This window comes from Novosphingobium terrae (assembly GCF_017163935.1).
In the GTDB taxonomy this organism is placed as follows: Bacteria; Pseudomonadota; Alphaproteobacteria; order Sphingomonadales; family Sphingomonadaceae; genus Novosphingobium; species Novosphingobium terrae.
This window is the reverse complement of the sequence record NZ_JABVZR010000001.1, coordinates 3,992,967-4,012,387: the sequence shown is the minus strand read 5'-3', so window position 1 is coordinate 4,012,387 and position 19,421 is coordinate 3,992,967. Positions and strand designations below refer to the sequence as shown.

The window sequence follows — 19,421 nt, the reverse complement described above, 5'->3', positions numbered from 1 at the left end:
GCCCTGTCCGCCCCGCAGGGAATGAATGATTTGCCTCCGGCGGTGGGACGTTTGCGCTGCGATCTGGCTTGGCGCTCCAACCGTGTCGGGAGACGTCATGGGGGTGCAGGGGGTGTAACACCCCCTGCTTCAACCCTTCAATTCCTGGTAAAATCAGCCTTATAAACCTGCGGGAACAGCTTCCTCAGCCCTTCCACCTTGGCCACATCCCAATACTGGATGTAGGGATGCCCGGGGTTTTTCAGCATGAAATCCTGATGATAGGTCTCGGCGGGATAGAAGCCCTTCATGGGCTCCACGCGGGTGACCACGGCGCCTTTCCACAGATGGGCCGCATCCAGCTGAGCCAGATAGGCGCGGGCGACTTTTTCCTGCTCGGGGCTCTGGGGCACCAGCGCGCTGCGATATTGCGTACCGCTGTCCGGCCCCTGACGGTTCAATTGCGTGGGATCGGCCACCACTGAAAAGAAGATCTGCAACAGCTGGTCGTAGCGGATCACGGCGGGGTCATAGGCCACGCGCACGCTTTCGGCATGGCCGGTGTCGCCCTCGCTCACGCTGTCGTAATTGGCGGTGGAGGCGCTGCCGCCCTGATAGCCCGAAACGGCGCTGGTCACGCCCTTCACATGCGAGAAGACGCCTTCCACGCCCCAGAAGCAGCCGCCGGAGAAGATCGCGATCTTTTTGCCGGGGGCTTCCTGCGCGGGCACTCTGGCGTCAGGAGTCAGGAGGATGGTTTCGCCCGCAGGCGCGGCGGATCGGCTCTGGCCTCCGGCTTGCGCCGTATCGGTGGGCGAGCAGGCCGCCGCCAGCATCAGCACCGCAGCAGCAAGGGCTGGGCGCATGATGCGGATATCCTTAGCGGGAGGGCGCGGCCACCGCGGCGGGGATCACCGGGTTGCTCGCACCGTTATGTGTGCTCAGGAACAGGCAGATCGCAATCGCGCCCAGCGTGAAGCCGACGGCGAAAGAGCGGAACAGGTCTGATTTGATAAGGCTCATAGGAGGAGTCGACTTGTCTGGCGGGCTCTGGGAAAGCCCTTGGGGGGAGGCCCTAAATGGTACTGCCGTCAAAAAGTTCCAGCCCCCCTTTGGTCTCACCCGCATCCGGGCGCGACAAAAAGGCGTGGCGCTGCGACGAACGGCTCGTCGCAGCGCCTGATTAGCGTGGAGTCGATGAACCGGCCCTTTCGGCGCGGTTCACCTTTGTCGCCATTAGTGGCGGAAGTGTCGCATGCCTGTGAAAACCATCGCCAGACCGGCCTCATCGGCGGCCTTGATGACTTCGTCGTCACGCATCGAGCCGCCCGGCTGGATCACCATGGTGGCGCCGGCCTCGACAGCGGCCAGCAGACCGTCAGCGAAGGGGAAGAAGGCGTCCGAGGCGACCGCGCTGCCCTTCGTGTGGACATCGGCAAAGCCATGTGTTTCAGCGGCTTCCTTGGCCTTGGCGGCGGCGATGCGGCTGGAATCGCGGCGGTTCATCTGGCCCGCGCCGATGCCCGCCGTGATGCCGTCCTTGGCATAGACGATGGCGTTGGACTTCACATGCTTGGCGATGGTCCAGGCGAAGAGGGCGTCGGTCAGCTCCTGCTCGCTGGGCTGGCGCTTGGTGACGACCTTCAGGTCATCCAGCGTGATCGAGCCGTTGTCGCGGTTCTGCACCAGCATGCCACCGGCGATGGGCTTGACGGTCAGGCCCTCGCGCTTGGGATCGGGCAGCTCGCCGGTCAGCAGCAGGCGCAGGTTCTTCTTCTTGGCGAAGACGGCCTTGGCGGCGTCATCGGCGTCGGGCGCGCAGACCACTTCGGTGAAGATGCCGCTGATGGCTTCGGCGGTGGGGCCGTCCAGCGGGCGGTTCACAGCGATGATACCGCCAAAGGCGCTGACCGAGTCGCACTTCAGCGCGGCCTCATAGGCTTCCACCAGCGTGGCCGCCGTGGCGACGCCGCAGGGGTTGGCATGCTTGACGATCACCACAGTCGGTTCAGCATCGCGGAACTCGGCGACCAGCTCTAGCGCGGCATCGGCGTCGTTGTAGTTGTTGTAGCTCAGCTCCTTGCCCTGCACCTGCACGGCATTGGCGATGCCACGCGCGGCTGCGCCCTTGGGCAGGTACAGTGCTGCCTGCTGATGCGGATTCTCGCCATAGCGCAGCGTGGTGGCGCGGTCGGCGGTGATCGCCAGCGTCTCGGGGAAGGTCTCGCCCTGATCGGCATGGGCGAACCACTGGCTGATCGCGCCATCATAGCTGGCGGTCAGCGCATAGGCCTTGGCGGCGAACTTGCGGCGCTGGGCCAGCGTGGTCTCACCAGCGGCGACAGCGGCGTAATCCGCCGGATCGGTCACAATGGCGACGAACTCATGGTTCTTCGCCGCGCTGCGCACCATCGAGGGGCCGCCGATGTCGATGTTCTCGATGATTTCCTCGCGCGTGCCGCCCTTGGCGACCGTCTGCACGAAGGGATAGAGGTTCACCACCACCAGATCGATCGCGCCGATGGCGTGCTCATCCATGCTGGCGACGTGCTCGGCGTTGTCGCGCACCGCCAGAAGGCCGCCATGGACCTTGGGGTGCAGCGTCTTCACGCGGCCATCCATCATCTCGGGAAAGCCGGTGAGCTCGCTGATGTCCTTCACATCCAGACCCGCATCGCGCAGCGCCTTGGCCGTGCCGCCCGTCGAGACCAGCTCAACGCCCTTTGCCGCCAGAGACTTGCCCAGATCGACCAGACCGGTCTTGTCCGAAACGGAGAGCAATGCGCGGCGAATGGGAACGATGTCGGTCATGATGCGGCCTTTCCTGCGGAGGCGGGTGGGCGGGTTGAGATCGCCCTGCTGTTGCGCGCTCCCATAAGGATTTTGGCCGGTTTGGCTAGGGGGCCTGCGGGGGTTTGACGGGTTTGCGCAGGTAAGGGGCAGGAAGGAAAAGGGAAAATGCGAGGGTGTTACACCCTCGCGCTCCCGTTATTTGTCAGCCTTGGAGCCATGGGTTCGGCCACAGAGCAACGTCGCCGCGCCGCAGGCAGGAGCGATGGTGCAGTGCTGTAGGGATTCAGGCCTGCGGCGCCTTAGGTAGCGCAGGTGGAGAGCCGAGGCGCTCGGCTTCGGTGCCACTGCCCGTGCGCCGGAAGACGTCATGGGAGCGCGAGGGGGTAACCCCCTCGCATCTTCCTTTTAGCCCATCTTCTTCAACAACCAGGCGAAATTCCCGCCCCCGCGCGAAACCATGCCCTGAATCACGATCTGCTGCACCGGCACCGGGCGCCCCTGCCCGTCACACCAGATCGATTCCTCAATGCCGATCTCGCCCGAACCGACGCGGAACTGCCAGTAGGACCCATCCGGCAAAGCCAGACCCACACCCTGCTTGTCCTGAGACAGGCCGACATCAATCCCGGGGCCTAAATGGAAGCGAATGGCATAGCCCACCATCCCGCGCTTGCCCTTGCGGCCCTGCGGCACGAGCAGGTCTTCGCCGCGCAATTCCGTGCCATCGTCGCGCAGGATCAGGATGCGGCGGTGGATCAGGCCATAGCGGGTGGAATAGCCGTCATGGCTGGCCTCCAGACGGGTGGCGCCCCAGCTGCCTGCGGTGCCCTCGCCCTCCAGCGTGCGGCGGTCGACCTCGACCTCGGCCACACCATTGCCAAGGCCGCCGTTGATCAGCACCGCCGTGGAGTTGGCGTCGTCCAGCACCAGCGTGGAATGGGCTGCCGTGGCGCGCAGGCCCTGCTCCAGACGCACGGGCATCAAGCCGCCCGCCGCCGCCGCGCCGCCGCAATTGACGATGATGCGCTGCCCGGCATGGCTCAATTCAAACGCCAGCGTCGAGGCGCAGCCGGTGCGGGCATGGCGCGCCAGCGGCGGCGGCGCGGCATCGAACTGTAGCATGCTCTTGCCCGCGTTGACGCGCTGATAACCCCACTGCCGCACATCGCGCAGCGGGCGGGTGCGCACGCCGGTCGCCGCGATCATCCGCGACACCGCATCGGCCGAAACCGCCCAGCTGCCCTGCCAGCTGCCCAGCGAGCCATCGCCATGGGCCAGCGCCAGCAGCGGCGGCACCATCAGCTGCAGGATCGAATCCAGCGCGCGGGGCGGCTCGCGACGGGTGGCGCGGTAGCAGGCGATCAGGCGGACGATGGCGCTCATCGCCTCCATCTGGCCGAGCGGGCTGCGGCTCATCACGCCGCCATCATCGCCCAGCAATTCGCCCAGCGCGGCGATCAGGCCGGATTCGCCATAGAGGCGGCGCGGGCGGCCATCGGGCAGCAGCAGACCGGCGGCGACAATGGCGCACCAGCCCGTCACCTGCGCCAGAAGGTCTTCGCCACGGCCCACATTGCGGTCGAGCCAGCGGGCGGTGTCGGCGATCACCTCCATGATCCGGTTGCGCAGCGCCTTGTCAGGGCCGGAGAGGATCAGCGGGGCATGCACCAGCCAGTTGAGCAGGCGGTTGCCGGCATTGTCCACGCTCCACGCCGGGCCCTTGCCGGGGCGCGAGGGGGCCTTGGGGTTGGCCTGCATCCAGGCGCCCAGAATGCGTTCGGCGACGGGGGTGATCTGGTCGCGGCCATCGCGGCTGTTGCGGTCGGCCTGGCCCAGCGCTTCCAGATCGGCCAGCCAGCCGAAGCCATGCACGGCCTGCTCGACGGGCGGCGCCAGACGCGCCACGCCCGCGAAATCGACCTGCATGATCGGCAGTTTCAGCCCATGCACCAGAAAATGACCCGAGCGCAGCGCCATGCCCGAGGCGCGGTCGCCCGGCAGCGGATTGGCCACGGCAGCCAGCAGGCGCGGCTTGGCAGGCTTGCGGAACGGTGCGGCGAGCATGCCGCCCGACACGCCCATGCGATAGGCCATGCGGATCAGCCGCTCACCCGCGCCCACTTTCGGCGGGCCGAAATCGGCCAGCGCCAGCGCGCGACTGGGTTCGATCAGCTTGGCGTCGCGCCGGGCGCCGGTCTGCCCATGGCCTTGCCGCTCATCGGCGAGCAGGGCGGTTTCCTCATGCGAGGGCGGTGTGGAGGTCAAGGGAATGGCGCGCGAACGCACCGTCCCTTCACGGGAACCCGAAGGATCAGCACCTGACGTTCCCTCGACCTCCCACATCGTCTACCCGGCCCTTTTCAGCGCCGCGATGTTCGCGGCATAATGCTCCGGCCCACCCCGGAAACTGGACGTTCCCGCCACCAGCACATCCGCCCCCGCGGACACACACTGGCGTGCGGTTTCCACATCGACACCGCCATCCACCTCAAGGTGGATCGCTTTGCCGGTGGCTTCGATCATGTTGCGCACCGTCTCGATCTTGCGCAGCTGGCTGGAGATGAACTTCTGCCCGCCGAAGCCGGGGTTCACACTCATCAGCAGCACGATATCAAGATCTTCAAGCAGATAGTCGAGGCAATCGACCGGCGTCGCCGGATTGAGCACCAGACCCGGCTTGCAGCCCAGCGCGCGGATCGCCTGCACCGTGCGGTGCGGATGCGGACCGGCTTCCGGGTGGAAGGTGATGTGGTTGGCCCCGGCCTCGGCAAAACCTTCAAGGTAGGAATCCACCGGAGAGATCATCAGATGCACGTCGAAAGGCTTTTGCGTGTGCGGGCGCAGCGCCTTCACCACCATCGGCCCGATGGTGATGTTGGGCACGAAATGCCCGTCCATCACGTCCACATGAATCCAGTCCGCCCCGGCGGCGTCGATGGCGCGCACTTCCTCGCCCAGCCGCGCGAAATCGGCCGAAAGGATCGAGGGAGCAATCAGGGGAATGGTCATGACAGGGTAATGCTCTTGACGGAAATCGACTTGGCTTAACCCCCGATTCGCAGCCACTCAAGCGCCGACCCCGCCATTTTCCACACAGTTACGCGTCACAGAGCCCCAAGTGACGGGCGTTTAAGGGGAATTACGTTGCCACACTGTTGCCAAGAAGTGCTGGCACCACAGGCTGACCTCCTGTATTGCCCCGCCCGACCAGTCAGCCCGGGGGGGATGGCAGGAAGGTTAACCCTGTTGTGGCCCCTCGCTCGCGCGGTGGGGCAGTGTTGCTCGCTCGACTGGATGCCAGACCGGATGCCTTTTTCGCCCTTCCCCCTGCTCGCCCGCCGGCTGCGTGTTGCAGCTGCCGCTGTGGCTTTCGCAGCCGCCTTGCCTGCTACTCCGGCTCTGGCCGATGGAGCGCCTCCGGGATGCACCGGCCCCGCCAGCCCGCATTGGATCAATGTGGTGGTGGAGAATGTGCGCAACGATCAGGGCCAGATCGCCATCACGCTTTACAGCGATGATTCCAGTAAGTTCCTCGTGAAGCACGGCTCGCTCTATGTGGGACGCACCAAGGCTGTGGCCGGTACGACCAACACCTGCATCTACCTGCCGAAAACCGGGGTCTGGGTGTTGGCGCTGTATCATGATGAGAACTCGAACCAGAAGTTCGATCTGACCAGCTTCAAGATGCCTGCCGAGGGGTATGGTTTTTCGAACAATCCGCCGACGCTGCTGGGGTTGCCGACGTTCAGCTCCGTGCGTCTGAATGTGACGCGTGATGGGCTGACGTCGCACATCAAGATGAAGTATCCCTAAGGGATAAAGTGAAAATGCGAGGGGGTTACCCCCTCGCGCTCCCATTACGTCTTCCGACGCCTGGGCGGTGGCGCCCGATCCGTGCGCCTTGGCTCTCCACCTGCGCGAGCTGAGGCGCCGCAGGCTTTGGCTTTCTGCCTGCGGCGCGGCAAGCCATGCGCGAGGCTGAACCCTTGGCGCAACGCAGACATTAAAGGGAGCGCGAGGGTTATGACCCTCGCATTCACCTTTTTACCCCTGAAAATACCCGGCCAGATACCGGGGCGCCAAAGCCTCGGCCAGTTCATGCGCGCGGGGATCGTCGACATCCATCCACCACGCGTCGTTCTCATCCTCGCCGATATCGAAGGTGGCGGCGCGGCCTCGGTTGGCCAGAACCTGCATGCCTTCCGACAGGCTGCCGCCCTTGCCCTGAGCGATGGCCTCGCCGATCGCGGCGGCCAGTTCCGGCGTGGCGAGGAAGGCGCCGCAGTCCACCACGTTCCAGATGGGAATCGTCTTGCCGATGGCCTGAATGAAGCCCTTCTCGTCGGTTTCCACCCATGTGGCGTCGTCGGGATCGATCAGCGGGCTGTCGATGCGCTGATCGACGGCCAGAGTCACGCCACGATCCGCCCCGCCCTGTTTGGCAAGGCGCTGGAGGATCGAGGGGGCGAAGATATGGTCGGCCATCATCAGCAGATAGTCGCCCGCGATATGCTCGGCCCCGGCCATCACGGACCAGCCGTTGGGCTTGGACCAGTCACCGATTCGCACCGGCTCCACGGCGATGCCCACGCGGTCGGACAGAGCGGGCAGTGCGCCTTCGAGGCGATCTGCCGCGTGGCCTGTCACCACCACCACCTTGCCCGCACCCGCGGCCTTGGCGTTGCGGATGCCCAGTTCGATCAAGGGGATGCCTGCGATGGGGGTCAGCGGCTTGCTGGGCGAAATGTCGGCAAGGCGGCTGCCGTAGCCGGCGGCGATGATCAGGGCGTCCATGGGTTTCCGGTACGTTGCAAGAAAAGTGAAAATGCGAGGGTCATAACCCTCGCGCTCCCTTTAGTGTCTGCGTTGCGCCCTGACTAGGCCGGGGTGCATGGGCTCAAAGCGCCGCAGGCAGAAAAGGTTTTGGAGCCTGCGGCGCCTTAGGCTGCGCAGGTGGAGAGACTGTGCGCCACGATGCGGAACCATCAGCCTCTCGTCGGAAGACGTCATGGGAGCGCGAGGGGGTAACCCCCTCGCATCTTCCTTCTTCCATCCCCTGAAAAACAAAACGCCGGCTGGGCAATCCCAACCGGCGTCATGTTCTTCAAAAGCGCAAGGCTTACTCGGCAGCGATGGCCGGGTCAGCGATGTAGCTTTCGACCATCTGCGCGGCGACATCGTCGCTGAACTGCACCGGCGGGTGCTTGCAGAAGTAGGCCGAGGGGCCGGTCAGGGCGCCGCCCTCACCGCGCTCCAGCGCGACCTTGCAGCAGCGGATGGCGTCCATCACGCAGGCGGCCGAGTTGGGGCTGTCTTCAACCGAGAGGCGCAGCTCCAGGTTCATGGGCACGTTGCCCCACTGTGCGCCTTCCAGACGGAGGAAGCACAGCTTGTTGTCCTTCTGCCAGGGAACATAGTCCGAGGGGCCGACGTGGATGTTCTCGTCTTCCAGGCGCGTGGCCAGCATGGCCTGCACGGCTTCGGTCTTCGATTCCTTCTTGGAACCCAGACGCTGGCGGTCGAGCATGTTCATGAAGTCGGTGTTGCCACCGGTGTTGAGCTGGTAGGTGCGCTCCACGGTCACGCCGCGGGCGGCGAACAGGCTGGAGAGCACGCGGTGCACGATGGTGGCACCGACCTGAGCCTTGATGTCGTCGCCGACGATGGGAAGGCGCTTTTCAGCGAACTTCTTTTCCCACTCGGGGCGGCTGGCGATGAACACGGGCATGCAGTTGACGACGGCAACGCCGGCTTCAAGCGCGCATTCCATGTAGAATTCGGTGGCGGTCTGCGAACCGACGGGCAGGAAGTTCACCAGAACCTCGGCGCCGCTGTCCTTGATGGCAGCGATGATGCCTTCCTTGGTGGCTTCGGGCTCGTCGGCCAGAATGAAGCCCTTGTCGCCCATGCCGGTCATGTGGTCGGCAACGCCGTCCAGGATCTTGCCCATGATGACCTTCGAGCCGCTGGCGGGCACGTCGGCATGGAAGATGGCGGTGCAGTTGGGGCCTGCGAAGATGGCTTCGGAAATGTCCTTGCCGACCTTGCGCTTGTCAACGTCGATGCCCAGCACGAAGTCCACGTCACCCGCGCCATAGCCGCCGATGCGGTCATGGATCAGACCTTCCGACGAGTTGTTGGCACGGTAATAGGCAACGCCCTGAACCAGCGAGCTGGCGCAGTTGCCCACGCCGATCACGGCGACCTTAATCGGTTTCATCAATTCGATTCCTCCAGGCGAGACGCGGGGGGCGTCGTCCGCCTTTGCGCGCTTCTCGGTAAATCACAGGTCCAAAGCAAGAAGTTGGCCCGGGGTCAAGCGGCCAGATGCACGACTCCCTCGCAAAACTGTCTCAGGACCGCCACAAAGCGGTGTTACCGCAAGCATTTTGGCGATATGCTGCTTTGGTCGCGATAGCGCGGGTTTGCGATGAGTTGCAGGCCGACGCCCCGTAGACGCACGTATTTTTATGCGATTTTTATATCGCAGGCAAAGGGTATTCGCAAGCGCATGGCATCCGTCGGGGGTAAGGTAGCGACAGATGGCGCACCGCAAATGAATACGTCACAAGAGTCGGGCCAGCCTCCCAAGGGCAAGCGGCCGCAACGCCCGATGCGTCCGCGTGAGCTGCAGGATGGGCTTAACCATTACCTCTATCACCCGCTGGCATGGCGGCTGGCGCTGCTGCTGGCCAAGACTCCGCTGACGCCGAACATCGTCTCGGTGATCGGGGCGATGAATGTGGTGGGTGCGGCCTTCGTCTATGGCTGGGGTTTTGCCCATGGCTGGGGCTGGAAGGGCGCGGCGCTGGGTATGGCGCTGCATATGGCGTGGCATGTGTGGGACGGCGCCGATGGCGATCTGGCCCGCATCACCGGTCGCGCCAGCCCCATCGGCGAGATGGTGGACGGCATCTGCGACTATGCCAGCCATGTGGTGATGTATTTCGTGCTGGGCTGGATCGCTTACGAGCAGATCGCCGGCTGGACCGGTTCCTCGCTGATCGCGCTGATCGCCTGGCCCCTGATGCTGGCGGCGGGCGTGAGTCATGTGATTCAGGCCAACCATGTCGAGGTGCAGAAGCGCTCCTACCAGTGGTGGGTTTATGCCAAGCCGTGGATTCGCCAGACGCGCGAAAAGGCCGATGAAAGCACCAAGACGGGCGCTTCGGGCGCGCTGGTGTCGCTCTATATGTATGTGGGCGGCAAATTCGCCACCAACACGCCGCTGATCGACGAAGCTGTGGATGAGGCGCAGGGCAATCCGGAGCGGCTGGAGGTGATTCGCACCGCCGCCCGCAAGGAAGCGCCGCGCCTGCTGGGGATTCTCAAGGTGCTGGGCCCCAATCCGCGCGCGGTGCTGCTGGGCTTCTCGATGCTGGCGGGCAGCCCGATCTGGTTTTTCCTGTGGCTGGTGATTGGTCTGAATCTGACGCTCAAGGCGTCGATCCGGATGCACAATGCCGCCGCTCTGCGGATTCTGAAGGCCATCGGTTAAAGGGAGGCGGGCATGGCGACGCTCTATGACGAAGCGCAGGACCTCTCGGAACGCCTGACCACCCTGCGCCGCGCCATCCATGCCGAGCCCGAACTGGGCCTGCACACGCCCAGAACGCTGGCCAAGGTGAAGGCTGCGCTGGCTCATCTGCCGCTGGAATGGCGTGAGGGCCCCTCCACCACCGGCGCCGTGGCTTTTCTGCGCGGCGGCGCTGGCCCGGCGGAGAACTGCCGCGTGGTGCTGCTGCGCGGCGATATGGACGCCCTGCCGATGGGTGAGGAAACCGGCCTGCCCTTCGCTTCCACCATTGCGGGCACCATGCATGCCTGCGGTCATGACGCCCACACCGCCATGCTGACCGGTGCGGTGGAGCTGCTGGCGGCGCGGGCGCAAAGCCTGCCCGGCGACGTGCTGTTCATGTTCCAGCCCGGCGAGGAAGGCCATCACGGCGCCCGCTTCATGATCGATGACGGGCTGCTGCAAACGCCAGACGGTCGTCAGCCCGATGCTGCCTTTGCGCTGCATGTCATGCCCAACGCCCCGCATGGGCAGGTGCAGGGCCGCGCCGGGGCCTTGATGGCCAGCGCCGACCAGATCGACATCACCATCACCGGCGCGGGCGGCCATGCCAGCATGCCGCATCACGCCGCCGACCCCATTCCTGTCGCCTGCGAGATCGTCACCGCGATCCAGACCATGGTGACGCGCCAGTTCAACGCCCATGATCCGGTGGTGGTCACCATCGCCAAAATCGAGGCCGGGACGACTCACAATGTCATCCCCGACAGCGCGCATCTCAAGGGCACGATGCGCTCGCTCTCCCCCGCCAACCGCGCTGCGCTGCGTGACGCGCTCACCAGATTGGCCGAGGGAATCGCCGCAGCCCATGGCCAGCGGGCCGAAGTGACGATCCATCCCGGCTTTCCCGTCACGCTCTGCGATCCGCGCGCCGTCGATCTGGCGCAAAGGGTCAGCGGCATGCTGTTTGAGGCCGATACCTTCGCTCGCCTCCCCGCGCCGATCATGGGGGCCGAGGATTTCTCCTATGTGCTGGAGCAAACCCCGGGCGCCATGCTGTTTCTGGGCGCCGCCCATCGCGATGTGGAAGCCGCCAGGGCCAATGGCATCCATTCCCCCCGCATGGTGCTGGATGAGGCGGTGCTGCCACGCGGCAGCGCCCTGCTGGCCGGTCTGGGGCAGGCCTTTCTGGAAACCGGTTGGTAACCAAAACAAGCCTAGGCTTTCCCACCTCCTGATCCAACGACAACAAACGCCTAGGGAACTTCCGGAGGAGATCTCCGCATCCTTCCCTAACAGGGCGTAAGCTATGGCGGCGCAATGAGACTCGGTCACCACGTCCCTGACCACAGCCTGCTCGTCGGTCATGCAGCCGGCGCGGCACGCAACGGACGTTGACCGACATGCTGGCACTGCCCAACCGCGATTCCCGACCCGAACCCGTCATGCCTGCGATCGCGGGCCATGATGCCATGGCGGACAGCAGTTTCGACAAGCGCCGCGCCCGCATCTTTCGCCCGGTGGCGGTGGTGGCGGTGGTGGCGCTGCTGCTGCTCGCCGTGATCGCCATGCAGCTGGTGGCCAGCAATGACCGCGAAACCCGCGAGCATGAGCAGGCCATGGTGGCGCGCGGCCTTGCCCTGCGCATGCATGAGCTGGAGCAGGCCATCATCCCGCAGGTCGAATGGGACGAGGCGGTCGATCATCTGGGCAACCGGCTCGACCGCCATTGGGCTGATGCCTATTTCGCCGTTTTCATGCATTCGCAGGTGGGCGCCACCCGTGCCTTCGTGCTTCAGGGCGATGGGCGGCCTGTCTATGGCGCGCGTGACGGCAAGCCCACCAATGCCGCGCCCGATGCGCTCTTTGGCCCTTTCGCTCCCGCTGCTGAAGCGATGCTGCCGGGGCTGCGCCAGCGTGAAGCTGCCGCGCATCAGCCGCCTGTCCCCGGTCAGGCGTTGGCCCATGCTGTGCACACCACCGCGCTGGCCCGGGCCGAGGGGCAGGTGTGGATCGTCAGCGCTCATCTGATTCAGCCCGATGGCGGCAAGGTCAAGCCGCGCGAGGGGCCGCTGGCCATCGCCATGGTGGCGATCCCGCTCGACGCGCCGATGCTGAACCTGTTCGGCCAGCGCTATCGCATCGCCGATATGGTGGTGATGCCCATGGCGCCGCGCAATGACACAATGGCCCGCGTGCTGCTCAAGGGACTCGACGGGTCCGATCTGGGCTGGATGGTGTGGTCGCCCCAGCGCCCCGGCTCGGCCCTGCTGCGGGAGATCGCCGCGCCTTTGATCATGCTGCTGGTGGCCTTTGGCTGGGGCAGCTGGATCTTCATGCGCGAAGCCTCGCAGATGACCCGCGAGCTGATCGACAGCGAGGCCCTTGCCCGCCATGTCGCTTATCACGACACGCTGACCGGCCTGCCCAACCGCGCCCTGATGTTCGACCGGCTGAATCACCTTCTGGCCCTCGCCCGACGCCATCCCTATGATCCCGCCGCCGATCTGGCGGTCCATTGCCTCGACCTCGACCGCTTCAAGGAGGTCAATGACACGCTGGGCCACCACGCCGGGGATGAGCTGATCCGCAAGGTCGGCACCATCCTGAAGGCGCTGTGCCGCGAATCCGATACGGTGGCGCGTCTGGGGGGCGATGAATTCGTGATCCTTCAGCCCGGCACCACCGCCGCGGGCGCCTCGCATCTGGCCGAGCGCATCCTGCGTGAACTGTCCCGCCCGATCGACCTCACCTTCGGTCAGGTGGAGATCAGCGCCTCCATCGGCGTGACCATGGTGCCTGACCCGCAGGTCGAGCCCTCCGATGTGCTGCGGCAGGCGGATATGGCGCTCTATGTCGCGAAAGAGGCGGGCCGCAACGCCAGCGCCTTCTTCGAGCCCGAGATGGATGCCGCCCTGCGCCTGCGCCGCGCGCTGGAAGGCGATCTGCGCCAGGCCCTGTCTCACGGCCAGATCCACATGGCCTATCAGCCGCAGATCGACCGCGATGACCGCGTTGTCAGCGTCGAGGCGCTGGTGCGCTGGCAGCACCCCACCAAGGGCGCCATCTCGCCTACCGTGCTGGTGCCGCTGGCCGAGGAAAGCGGTCTGGTTCACGAGCTTGGTGAATATATCCTGCGCCGCGTCTTTGAGGAGACGCGGGGCTGGCCCAATCTGCGCGTGGCGGTGAATGTCTCGGCGCTGCAGCTGCGCTCGCCGGTGTTTATGGCGATGGTGACGCGGCTGGTTGCCGAATATGACATCGATCCCCGCCATTACGAGTTCGAGATCACCGAAACCGCGCTGCTGGGCGATGATGGCGTCACCCGCAACAATCTGACCGTGCTGAGTCAGGAGGGCTTCACCATCGCGCTGGACGATTTCGGCACGGGCTATTCCAGCCTGACCAACCTGCACCGCTTCGCCATCGACAAGATCAAGATCGACCGCAGCTTCGTCCATAACCTCGACAGCGGGGAAGAGGCCGAGGCTCTGATCGACGCCATCGTGCGGCTGGGCCGCGCTCTGGGGCTGGATATCGTGGCGGAGGGGGTTGAGACCGAGAGCCAGCGGCGGCGGTTGGCTTTGTGTGGGTGCAATCACTTCCAGGGGTATCTGGTGAGCCGGCCTGTGGGGGCGCAGGAATTGGAGAAGATGATTCCGGGAAGGTAAGGAAGAATAATGCGAGGGGGTTACCCCCTCGCGCTCCCGGAACGTCTTCCGACACAAGGGCAGTGGCGCCCGGTTGTTGTGCCCAGTCTCTCCACCTGTGACACTTGGGGCGCCGCAGGCTTTAAAGCTCATTTCTGCCTGCGGCGCGGCAAACTGGGCGCAAGGCCGAACCCGTGGCGCAAGGTAGACATTAAAGGGAGCGCGAGGGTTATGACCCTCGCATCTTCTCTTTCTTACCTCCTCAAGCCGCCTTTTCCTGCTCCATAATCCGCGACACCTCCCCGATGATCGCAGACATTGCGGCAAAGGCCCCATCGGCATCGCCGCGCAGGATGGCCTGCATCACCGCCTCATGCGCGGCCAGATCGAACACCTTGCCCGAGATGTTGCGCGTCATGCGGATCGAGGTGCGCAAAGCCGTGGCCACCACATCGCGGAACTGCATGAAGAAAGGATTGCCCGAGGCGCGCAGGATCGACAGGTGAAAGCCGATATCGGCCTCCAGCGCCTCGTGATGGGCGTAGGTCTCCTGTCCGGCCTCTGCAGCCTCCATGCGGGCGAAAGCGGCCTCGATGCCTGCCAGACCCGCCGGATCGCCTGTGCGGGCTGCCAGCGCGGCGGCGCCCGGCTCGATGGCGTTGCGCAGCTGGTTGAACTGTTCGAGCAGTTGCGCGGTCACCTTGCGCTCCAGCATCCAGCGCAGGACATCGGGGTCGAACAGGTTCCAGCAGGCGGAGGGCTGGACGCTGGTGCCTTGCCGGGGGCGCGCGGTGAGCAATCCCTTGGCGGTCAGCATTTTCACCGCCTCACGCGTGACCGAGCGGCTGACGCCTTGCTGTTCGGAAAGTTCGGCCTCGGTGGGGAAGCCGGTGGTTTCATAGGCGCCGGTGACGATTCTTTTGCCCAGCAGATCGAGCAGCCCATAGGTCAGATTGCGTCCAAGCCCCGCCTCTGGCCCCGGTATCCTGCGGCCATCGGCCAGCGACACATCCATTCCCATACTCCCAAAGTCTTTTCTTTGGATGCAGTAGAGGCGCCGCCACGCAGCTTGGCAAGAGCCGAGCCGCACCGGGACATAAGAATGGGCGCAATCAGGCGATCAATCGGCGCCTTGGGGCCGAAATGATGCTATCGATGTTGGGAGTGTCCCCCGAGGGGAAATAATCAATCAGGATCGGGAAACTGTGGTGCTGCTGGGGAGGATTGAACTCCCGACCTCAGCCTTACCAAGGATGCGCTCTACCACTGAGCTACAGCAGCACACCACAGTCTTGCCGTTTGGAGCGAAAAGCGCCGCCGGGCAGGGGGGCGCTAATGACGGCCCGATCATCCCTTGTCAAGCGCCTGTTTTGCATTGAATGAAAATCTCTGTCAGGCATCCGCCCTGCCCACTCGAACCTTCCAACCGAACCTTCAGGATTTGACGCAGCCCATGCCCTCCGACCCATCAGTCCCCCTCACCCGCGAGGAACGCCTTGCCGCCAAGCTGCGTGAAAATCTGCGCCGCCGCAAAACGCAGGCCCGCGCCCTGAGCGCCGAGGAGGCCGCGCAGCAGAACAACACCCCGCGCAATGAAGAGAGCGAAAAAGGCGCATAAGCTTTCCTTTCCAAATCCGGGCCAACCGGCTAGGGCCTCGGGCCTGTTACCGTCGGGCCGCCTCCCGCCACATGCGTCGGCGCAAGGCCCGGCCTCTACGAGAGGGAGCCCATTACCGATGCCTCGCCTGATCCTCGTCCGCCATGGCCAGAGCCAGTGGAACCTTGAAAACCGCTTCACCGGCTGGTGGGATGTCGATCTGACCCCCAAGGGCGAGACCGAGGCGATGGCCGCGGGCGAACTGCTCAAGGACAAGGGCGTGATCCCCACCGTGGCCTTCACCTCGCTTCAGACGCGCGCGATCCGCACGCTGCATCTGGCGCTGGAAGAGGCCGGTCTGGCCTGGATTCCCGAAACCAAGGACTGGCGCCTGAATGAGCGCCACTATGGCGGCCTCACTGGCCTCAACAAGGCCGAAACCGCCGAGAAGCATGGCGAGGAGCAGGTGAAGATCTGGCGCCGCAGCTTCGACGTGCCGCCCCCGGTGCAGGAAAAGGGCAGCGAGTTCGATCTCTCGACCGATCCGCGCTATGCTGGCATCGCCATCCCCCAGACCGAGAGTCTGAAGGACACCATTGCCCGCGTGCTGCCTTACTATGAGGAGGCCATCGCCCCTCAGCTCAAGGCTGGCGAGACGGTGATCGTCGCCGCGCATGGCAATTCGCTGCGCGCGCTGGTGAAGCATCTGTCGAAGATTTCGGATGCCGACATTCTGGATCTTGAAATCCCCACCGGTCAGCCCATCATCTTCGAACTCGACGAAGATCTGAACGCCACGGAACGTTACTACCTGTCGGAGCGCTAAGCCATGACCCGTCCCGGAGCCATTGTTTCCATCGTTATGGGCAGCCAGTCTGACTGGCACACCATGAAGAAGGCCGCTGACATTCTCACCGCGCTGGATGTGCCGCATGATGTGCGCATCGTTTCGGCGCATCGCACGCCCGACCGTCTGGTCGAATTCGCCAAGGGCGCCGCGGATGAGGGTTTCAAGGTGATCATCGCGGGCGCTGGCGGCGCGGCGCATCTGCCGGGCATGGTCGCCTCGATGACTCACCTGCCCGTGCTGGGCGTTCCGGTGCAGAGCAAGATGCTCTCGGGGCAGGATTCGTTGCTTTCCATCGTGCAGATGCCCGCCGGTGTGCCGGTCGGCACGCTGGCCATCGGCGAGGCTGGCGCGACCAACGCCGGTCTGCTGGCGGCCAAGATTCTGGCCACCAGCGATCCGGCCCTGACCGAGCGCGTGAAAGCCTATCGCGTGGCGCAGACCGATTCGGTGGCCGAGCGCCCCACCGACGCCTGAAGGATTACCAGCAAGACCATGATTCCCCCCGGCGAGACGATCGGCATTCTGGGTGGCGGCCAATTGGGCCGCATGATGGCCATGGCGGCAGCGAACCTCGGTTACCGGGTGCATATCTATGCGCCCGAAGAGGATTCGGTGGCCGCCGAGGTCTGTGCGTCCTTCACGCAGGCGGCGTGGGACGATGCGGCGGCCATGCGCGCCTTCGCAGCGGATTGCGCCGTCGTCACCTATGAGTTCGAGAATGTGCCGGTGGGGCCTCTGGCTGCCATTGCTCCCACGCCGCTGCTGGCCCCGCCCCGCGCGCTGGAAGTTGGGCAGGACCGGGTGAGCGAAAAGAGCATGGTCCGCGATCTGGGCGGCACCCCCGCCCCCTTCGCCACTGTGGACAGCCGGGCTGATCTGGACGCCGCCATCGCCGAAATCGGCACGCCGGGCATCCTGAAGACCCGCCGTGACGGCTATGACGGCAAGGGTCAGTGGCGCATCATGACGCCGCAGGACGCCGCCGCCATCGATCTGCCCGATGTGCCGCTGGTCTATGAAGGCTTCGTGCGCTTCTCCGGCGAGTTTTCGGTGATTCTGGCACGCGGTGCCGATGGCGATATCCGCTTCTGGGATTCAGCGCAGAATGTTCACGAGAGTGGCATCCTTGCCCTCTCCACCGTGCCCGCCGCCCCGGCCCTGCTGGAACAGGTGCCCGCCGCCCGCGCCATGGCGCAGAAGATTGCCGAAGCGCTGGGCTATGTCGGCGTGCTGGCGGTGGAGTTCTTCGCCACCGAGGAAGGCCCGATCTTCAACGAGATGGCCCCGCGCGTCCACAACTCCGGCCACTGGACGACCGAAGGCGCGATCACCAGCCAGTTCGAAAACCATATCCGCGCCATCTGCGGCCTGCCTCTGGGCGACACGTCGCTGGCGGCCAAGGGCGTGGAGATGCGCAACATCATTGGCGACGATGCGCAGGACTGGGCGGGCATCCTCTCCGATCCGGCCAACCATCTGCATCTCTATGGCAAGGCCTCGATCCGGCCCGGCCGCAAGATGGGCCATGTCACGCGGTTGACGCTGTAAGCACGCCCCGATGGCCGAGCTGTTCCTGATCTATGCCCGCGCGGCCAATGGCACCATCGGGGTGGACAATCGCCTGCCCTGGCACCTTCCGGCGGATCTGAAGCATTTCAAGGCGCTGACCCTTGGCAAGCCGATGATCATGGGCCGCAAGACCTTCGAGAGCTTCCCCAGCCCCCTGCCCGGCCGCCGTCATATCGTGCTGACCCGCGACACCAACTGGGCCCGCGAGAGCGCCGAGGTGGCGCACAGCGTGGAGGCTGCTCTGGCGCTGGCGGGCGATGGCGAGGTCGCCGTGGTCGGCGGTGCGGAAATCTACGCGCTGTTTATGGACCGTGCGGCGCGGGTTGAACTCACCGAGGTCGATATGAGCGTCGAGGGTGACACCCATATGCCACCCCTTGGCCCGCAATGGCATGAAGTTTCACGTGAAACCCACGCGCCCGAAGGCAGCCGCCCCGGCTTCGCTTTCGTCACACTGACACGTGACCTATAGAGCAGACCCCATGATTCGCCTTACCTCAGACCTGCGCGTTCCAGATCACCTGCGCGGCGCCATCGTCGCCCTGGGCAATTTCGACGGCTTCCATCAGGGCCATCAGGCGGTTGTGGGTGAAGCGATCCGCTGGGCCAGGGCCGAGGGTCGCCCTGCCATCGTCGCCACCTTCGATCCGCATCCTGTCACCCTTTTTGCTCCCGATGCCGCGCCCTTCCGCCTGACCACGCTGGACCAGCGGCAGGAGCTTTTCGCCACCGCCGGGGCCGACGCCATGCTGGTTTTCAACTTCACCCGCGCCTTCGCCGCCTCCTCGGCCCACGATTGGGTGCATGAGGTGCTGGGCCGCAGCATCGGCGCGGCGGGCGTCGTCACCGGCACCGATTTCACCTTCGGCAAGGGGCGCGAGGGCGATATCGCCACGCTGGCCACGCTGGGCGCCGAAATCGGCATGGGAGCCCGCGCCATCGCTCCGGTGGAGGATGCGCAGGGTGTGATTTCCTCCAGCCGCATCCGCGATGCGCTGCATCAGCGCGATCCCGAAACCGCCGCTCGCCTGCTGACCCGCCCCTTCACCATCCGCGCCACCGTGCAGCATGGCGACAAGCTGGGCCGCACGATCGGCTTCCCCACCGCGAATCTGGCGCTGGGTGACTATCTGCGCCCCGCTTACGGAATCTATGCCGTCACCGGCCTGCTGCCCGATGGCCGGGTGCTGAAAGGCGCGGCGAACATCGGTGTGCGCCCGCATTTCGATCCGCCCAAGGAATTGCTTGAGCCGCATTTCTTCGATTTCTCGGGCGATCTGTACGGGCAGGAGATCGAGGTGGCCTTCCATGCGTTTTTGCGCGGCGAGGCGAAGTTCGAGTCGATGGATGCGCTGATCGAGCAGATCGGCAGGGATTGCGATCAGGCTCGGAAGGTTTTGGAAGAAGTTTGAAGAGGTGAATGCGAGGGCCATCGCCCTCGCGCTCCCTTTACTGTCTGCGTTGCGC

The 19,421-nt window shown here is 65.0% G+C and carries 18 protein-coding genes and 1 tRNA gene; 10 read left to right on the top strand and 9 right to left on the bottom strand.

Translation table 11 applies throughout. The annotated features are described in order from the left end of the window. Positions 1 to 137 precede the first annotated feature (137 nt). The 5 genes from msrA to rpe form a co-directional block, all read right to left on the bottom strand. A complete protein-coding gene (gene msrA / locus HGK27_RS17835; RefSeq protein WP_206242334.1) occupies positions 138 to 845 on the bottom strand; it encodes a peptide-methionine (S)-S-oxide reductase MsrA in 708 nt (235 codons plus the stop codon). Positions 846 to 858: 13 nt separating this feature from the next. Continuing rightward, the gene (locus HGK27_RS17830; RefSeq protein WP_206242332.1) at positions 859 to 1,002 is read right to left on the bottom strand and encodes a hypothetical protein; all 144 of its coding nucleotides are present in this window, start codon (positions 1,000 to 1,002) and stop codon (positions 859 to 861) included. 213 nt (positions 1,003 to 1,215) lie between these two features. Further along, entirely contained in the window at positions 1,216 to 2,790 is a 1,575-nt protein-coding gene (gene purH / locus HGK27_RS17825; RefSeq protein WP_206242330.1) for a bifunctional phosphoribosylaminoimidazolecarboxamide formyltransferase/IMP cyclohydrolase, read from the bottom strand. Positions 2,791 to 3,177: 387 nt separating this feature from the next. Next, positions 3,178 to 5,115, bottom strand: a complete 1,938-nt coding sequence (locus HGK27_RS17820; RefSeq protein ID WP_206242328.1) for a heparinase II/III family protein — start codon at positions 5,113 to 5,115, stop codon at positions 3,178 to 3,180. A gap of 3 nt (positions 5,116 to 5,118) precedes the next feature. Further along, on the bottom strand, positions 5,119 to 5,781 hold the full coding sequence (rpe, locus tag HGK27_RS17815; RefSeq protein ID WP_206242327.1) for a ribulose-phosphate 3-epimerase: 663 nt from the start codon (positions 5,779 to 5,781) through the stop codon (positions 5,119 to 5,121). Positions 5,782 to 6,078: 297 nt separating this feature from the next. On the opposite strand from rpe, the gene HGK27_RS17810 reads away from it, so the two are divergent. Then, a complete protein-coding gene (locus HGK27_RS17810) occupies positions 6,079 to 6,585 on the top strand; it encodes a DUF2141 domain-containing protein (protein ID WP_206242325.1) in 507 nt (168 codons plus the stop codon). Positions 6,586 to 6,816: 231 nt separating this feature from the next. On the opposite strand, the gene HGK27_RS17805 is transcribed toward HGK27_RS17810, so the two are convergent. Together HGK27_RS17805 and HGK27_RS17800 are read right to left on the bottom strand one after the other, a co-directional pair. After that, a complete protein-coding gene (locus HGK27_RS17805) occupies positions 6,817 to 7,566 on the bottom strand; it encodes a phosphocholine cytidylyltransferase family protein (protein ID WP_206242324.1) in 750 nt (249 codons plus the stop codon). Positions 7,567 to 7,891: 325 nt separating this feature from the next. Next, complete coding sequence (locus tag HGK27_RS17800) at positions 7,892 to 8,992, bottom strand: inositol-3-phosphate synthase (protein ID WP_206242322.1); 1,101 nt, start codon at positions 8,990 to 8,992, stop codon at positions 7,892 to 7,894. A 336-nt stretch (positions 8,993 to 9,328) separates the two neighbouring features. Here HGK27_RS17800 and HGK27_RS17795 point away from each other — a divergent pair, with 336 nt between their 5' ends. The 3 genes from HGK27_RS17795 (at position 9,329) to HGK27_RS17785 (ending at position 13,959) form a co-directional block, all read left to right on the top strand. Then, positions 9,329 to 10,270, top strand: a complete 942-nt coding sequence (locus HGK27_RS17795) for a CDP-alcohol phosphatidyltransferase family protein (protein WP_206242321.1) — start codon at positions 9,329 to 9,331, stop codon at positions 10,268 to 10,270. A 12-nt stretch (positions 10,271 to 10,282) separates the two neighbouring features. Next, a complete protein-coding gene (locus HGK27_RS17790) occupies positions 10,283 to 11,494 on the top strand; it encodes a M20 metallopeptidase family protein (RefSeq protein ID WP_206242319.1) in 1,212 nt (403 codons plus the stop codon). A 197-nt stretch (positions 11,495 to 11,691) separates the two neighbouring features. Further along, the gene (locus HGK27_RS17785) at positions 11,692 to 13,959 is read left to right on the top strand and encodes a putative bifunctional diguanylate cyclase/phosphodiesterase (RefSeq protein WP_206242317.1); all 2,268 of its coding nucleotides are present in this window, start codon (positions 11,692 to 11,694) and stop codon (positions 13,957 to 13,959) included. Positions 13,960 to 14,200: 241 nt separating this feature from the next. Here the strand turns inward: HGK27_RS17785 and HGK27_RS17780 are convergent, their stop codons facing one another. Together HGK27_RS17780 and HGK27_RS17775 are read right to left on the bottom strand one after the other, a co-directional pair. Continuing rightward, on the bottom strand, positions 14,201 to 14,953 hold the full coding sequence (locus HGK27_RS17780) for a FadR/GntR family transcriptional regulator (RefSeq protein WP_206242315.1): 753 nt from the start codon (positions 14,951 to 14,953) through the stop codon (positions 14,201 to 14,203). A 191-nt stretch (positions 14,954 to 15,144) separates the two neighbouring features. Continuing rightward, positions 15,145 to 15,219 (bottom strand) — tRNA-Thr (locus tag HGK27_RS17775). Between the two features lie 172 nt (positions 15,220 to 15,391). Here HGK27_RS17775 and HGK27_RS17770 point away from each other — a divergent pair. From HGK27_RS17770 to HGK27_RS17745, 6 genes are all read left to right on the top strand, one after another. After that, entirely contained in the window at positions 15,392 to 15,556 is a 165-nt protein-coding gene (locus HGK27_RS17770; RefSeq protein ID WP_206242313.1) for a hypothetical protein, read from the top strand. A 118-nt stretch (positions 15,557 to 15,674) separates the two neighbouring features. Next, entirely contained in the window at positions 15,675 to 16,361 is a 687-nt protein-coding gene (gene gpmA, locus HGK27_RS17765; RefSeq protein ID WP_206242311.1) for a 2,3-diphosphoglycerate-dependent phosphoglycerate mutase, read from the top strand. Between the two features lie 3 nt (positions 16,362 to 16,364). Continuing rightward, complete coding sequence (purE, locus tag HGK27_RS17760; RefSeq protein WP_206242309.1) at positions 16,365 to 16,859, top strand: 5-(carboxyamino)imidazole ribonucleotide mutase; 495 nt, start codon at positions 16,365 to 16,367, stop codon at positions 16,857 to 16,859. An 18-nt stretch (positions 16,860 to 16,877) separates the two neighbouring features. Beyond that, complete coding sequence (locus HGK27_RS17755; protein WP_206242307.1) at positions 16,878 to 17,933, top strand: 5-(carboxyamino)imidazole ribonucleotide synthase; 1,056 nt, start codon at positions 16,878 to 16,880, stop codon at positions 17,931 to 17,933. Positions 17,934 to 17,943: 10 nt separating this feature from the next. Further along, a complete protein-coding gene (locus HGK27_RS17750; RefSeq protein WP_206242305.1) occupies positions 17,944 to 18,426 on the top strand; it encodes a dihydrofolate reductase in 483 nt (160 codons plus the stop codon). A 10-nt stretch (positions 18,427 to 18,436) separates the two neighbouring features. Next, positions 18,437 to 19,366: a bifunctional riboflavin kinase/FAD synthetase gene (locus tag HGK27_RS17745; RefSeq protein WP_206242304.1), complete on the top strand. Its 930-nt coding sequence runs from the start codon at positions 18,437 to 18,439 to the stop codon at positions 19,364 to 19,366. Positions 19,367 to 19,421 lie beyond the last annotated feature (55 nt).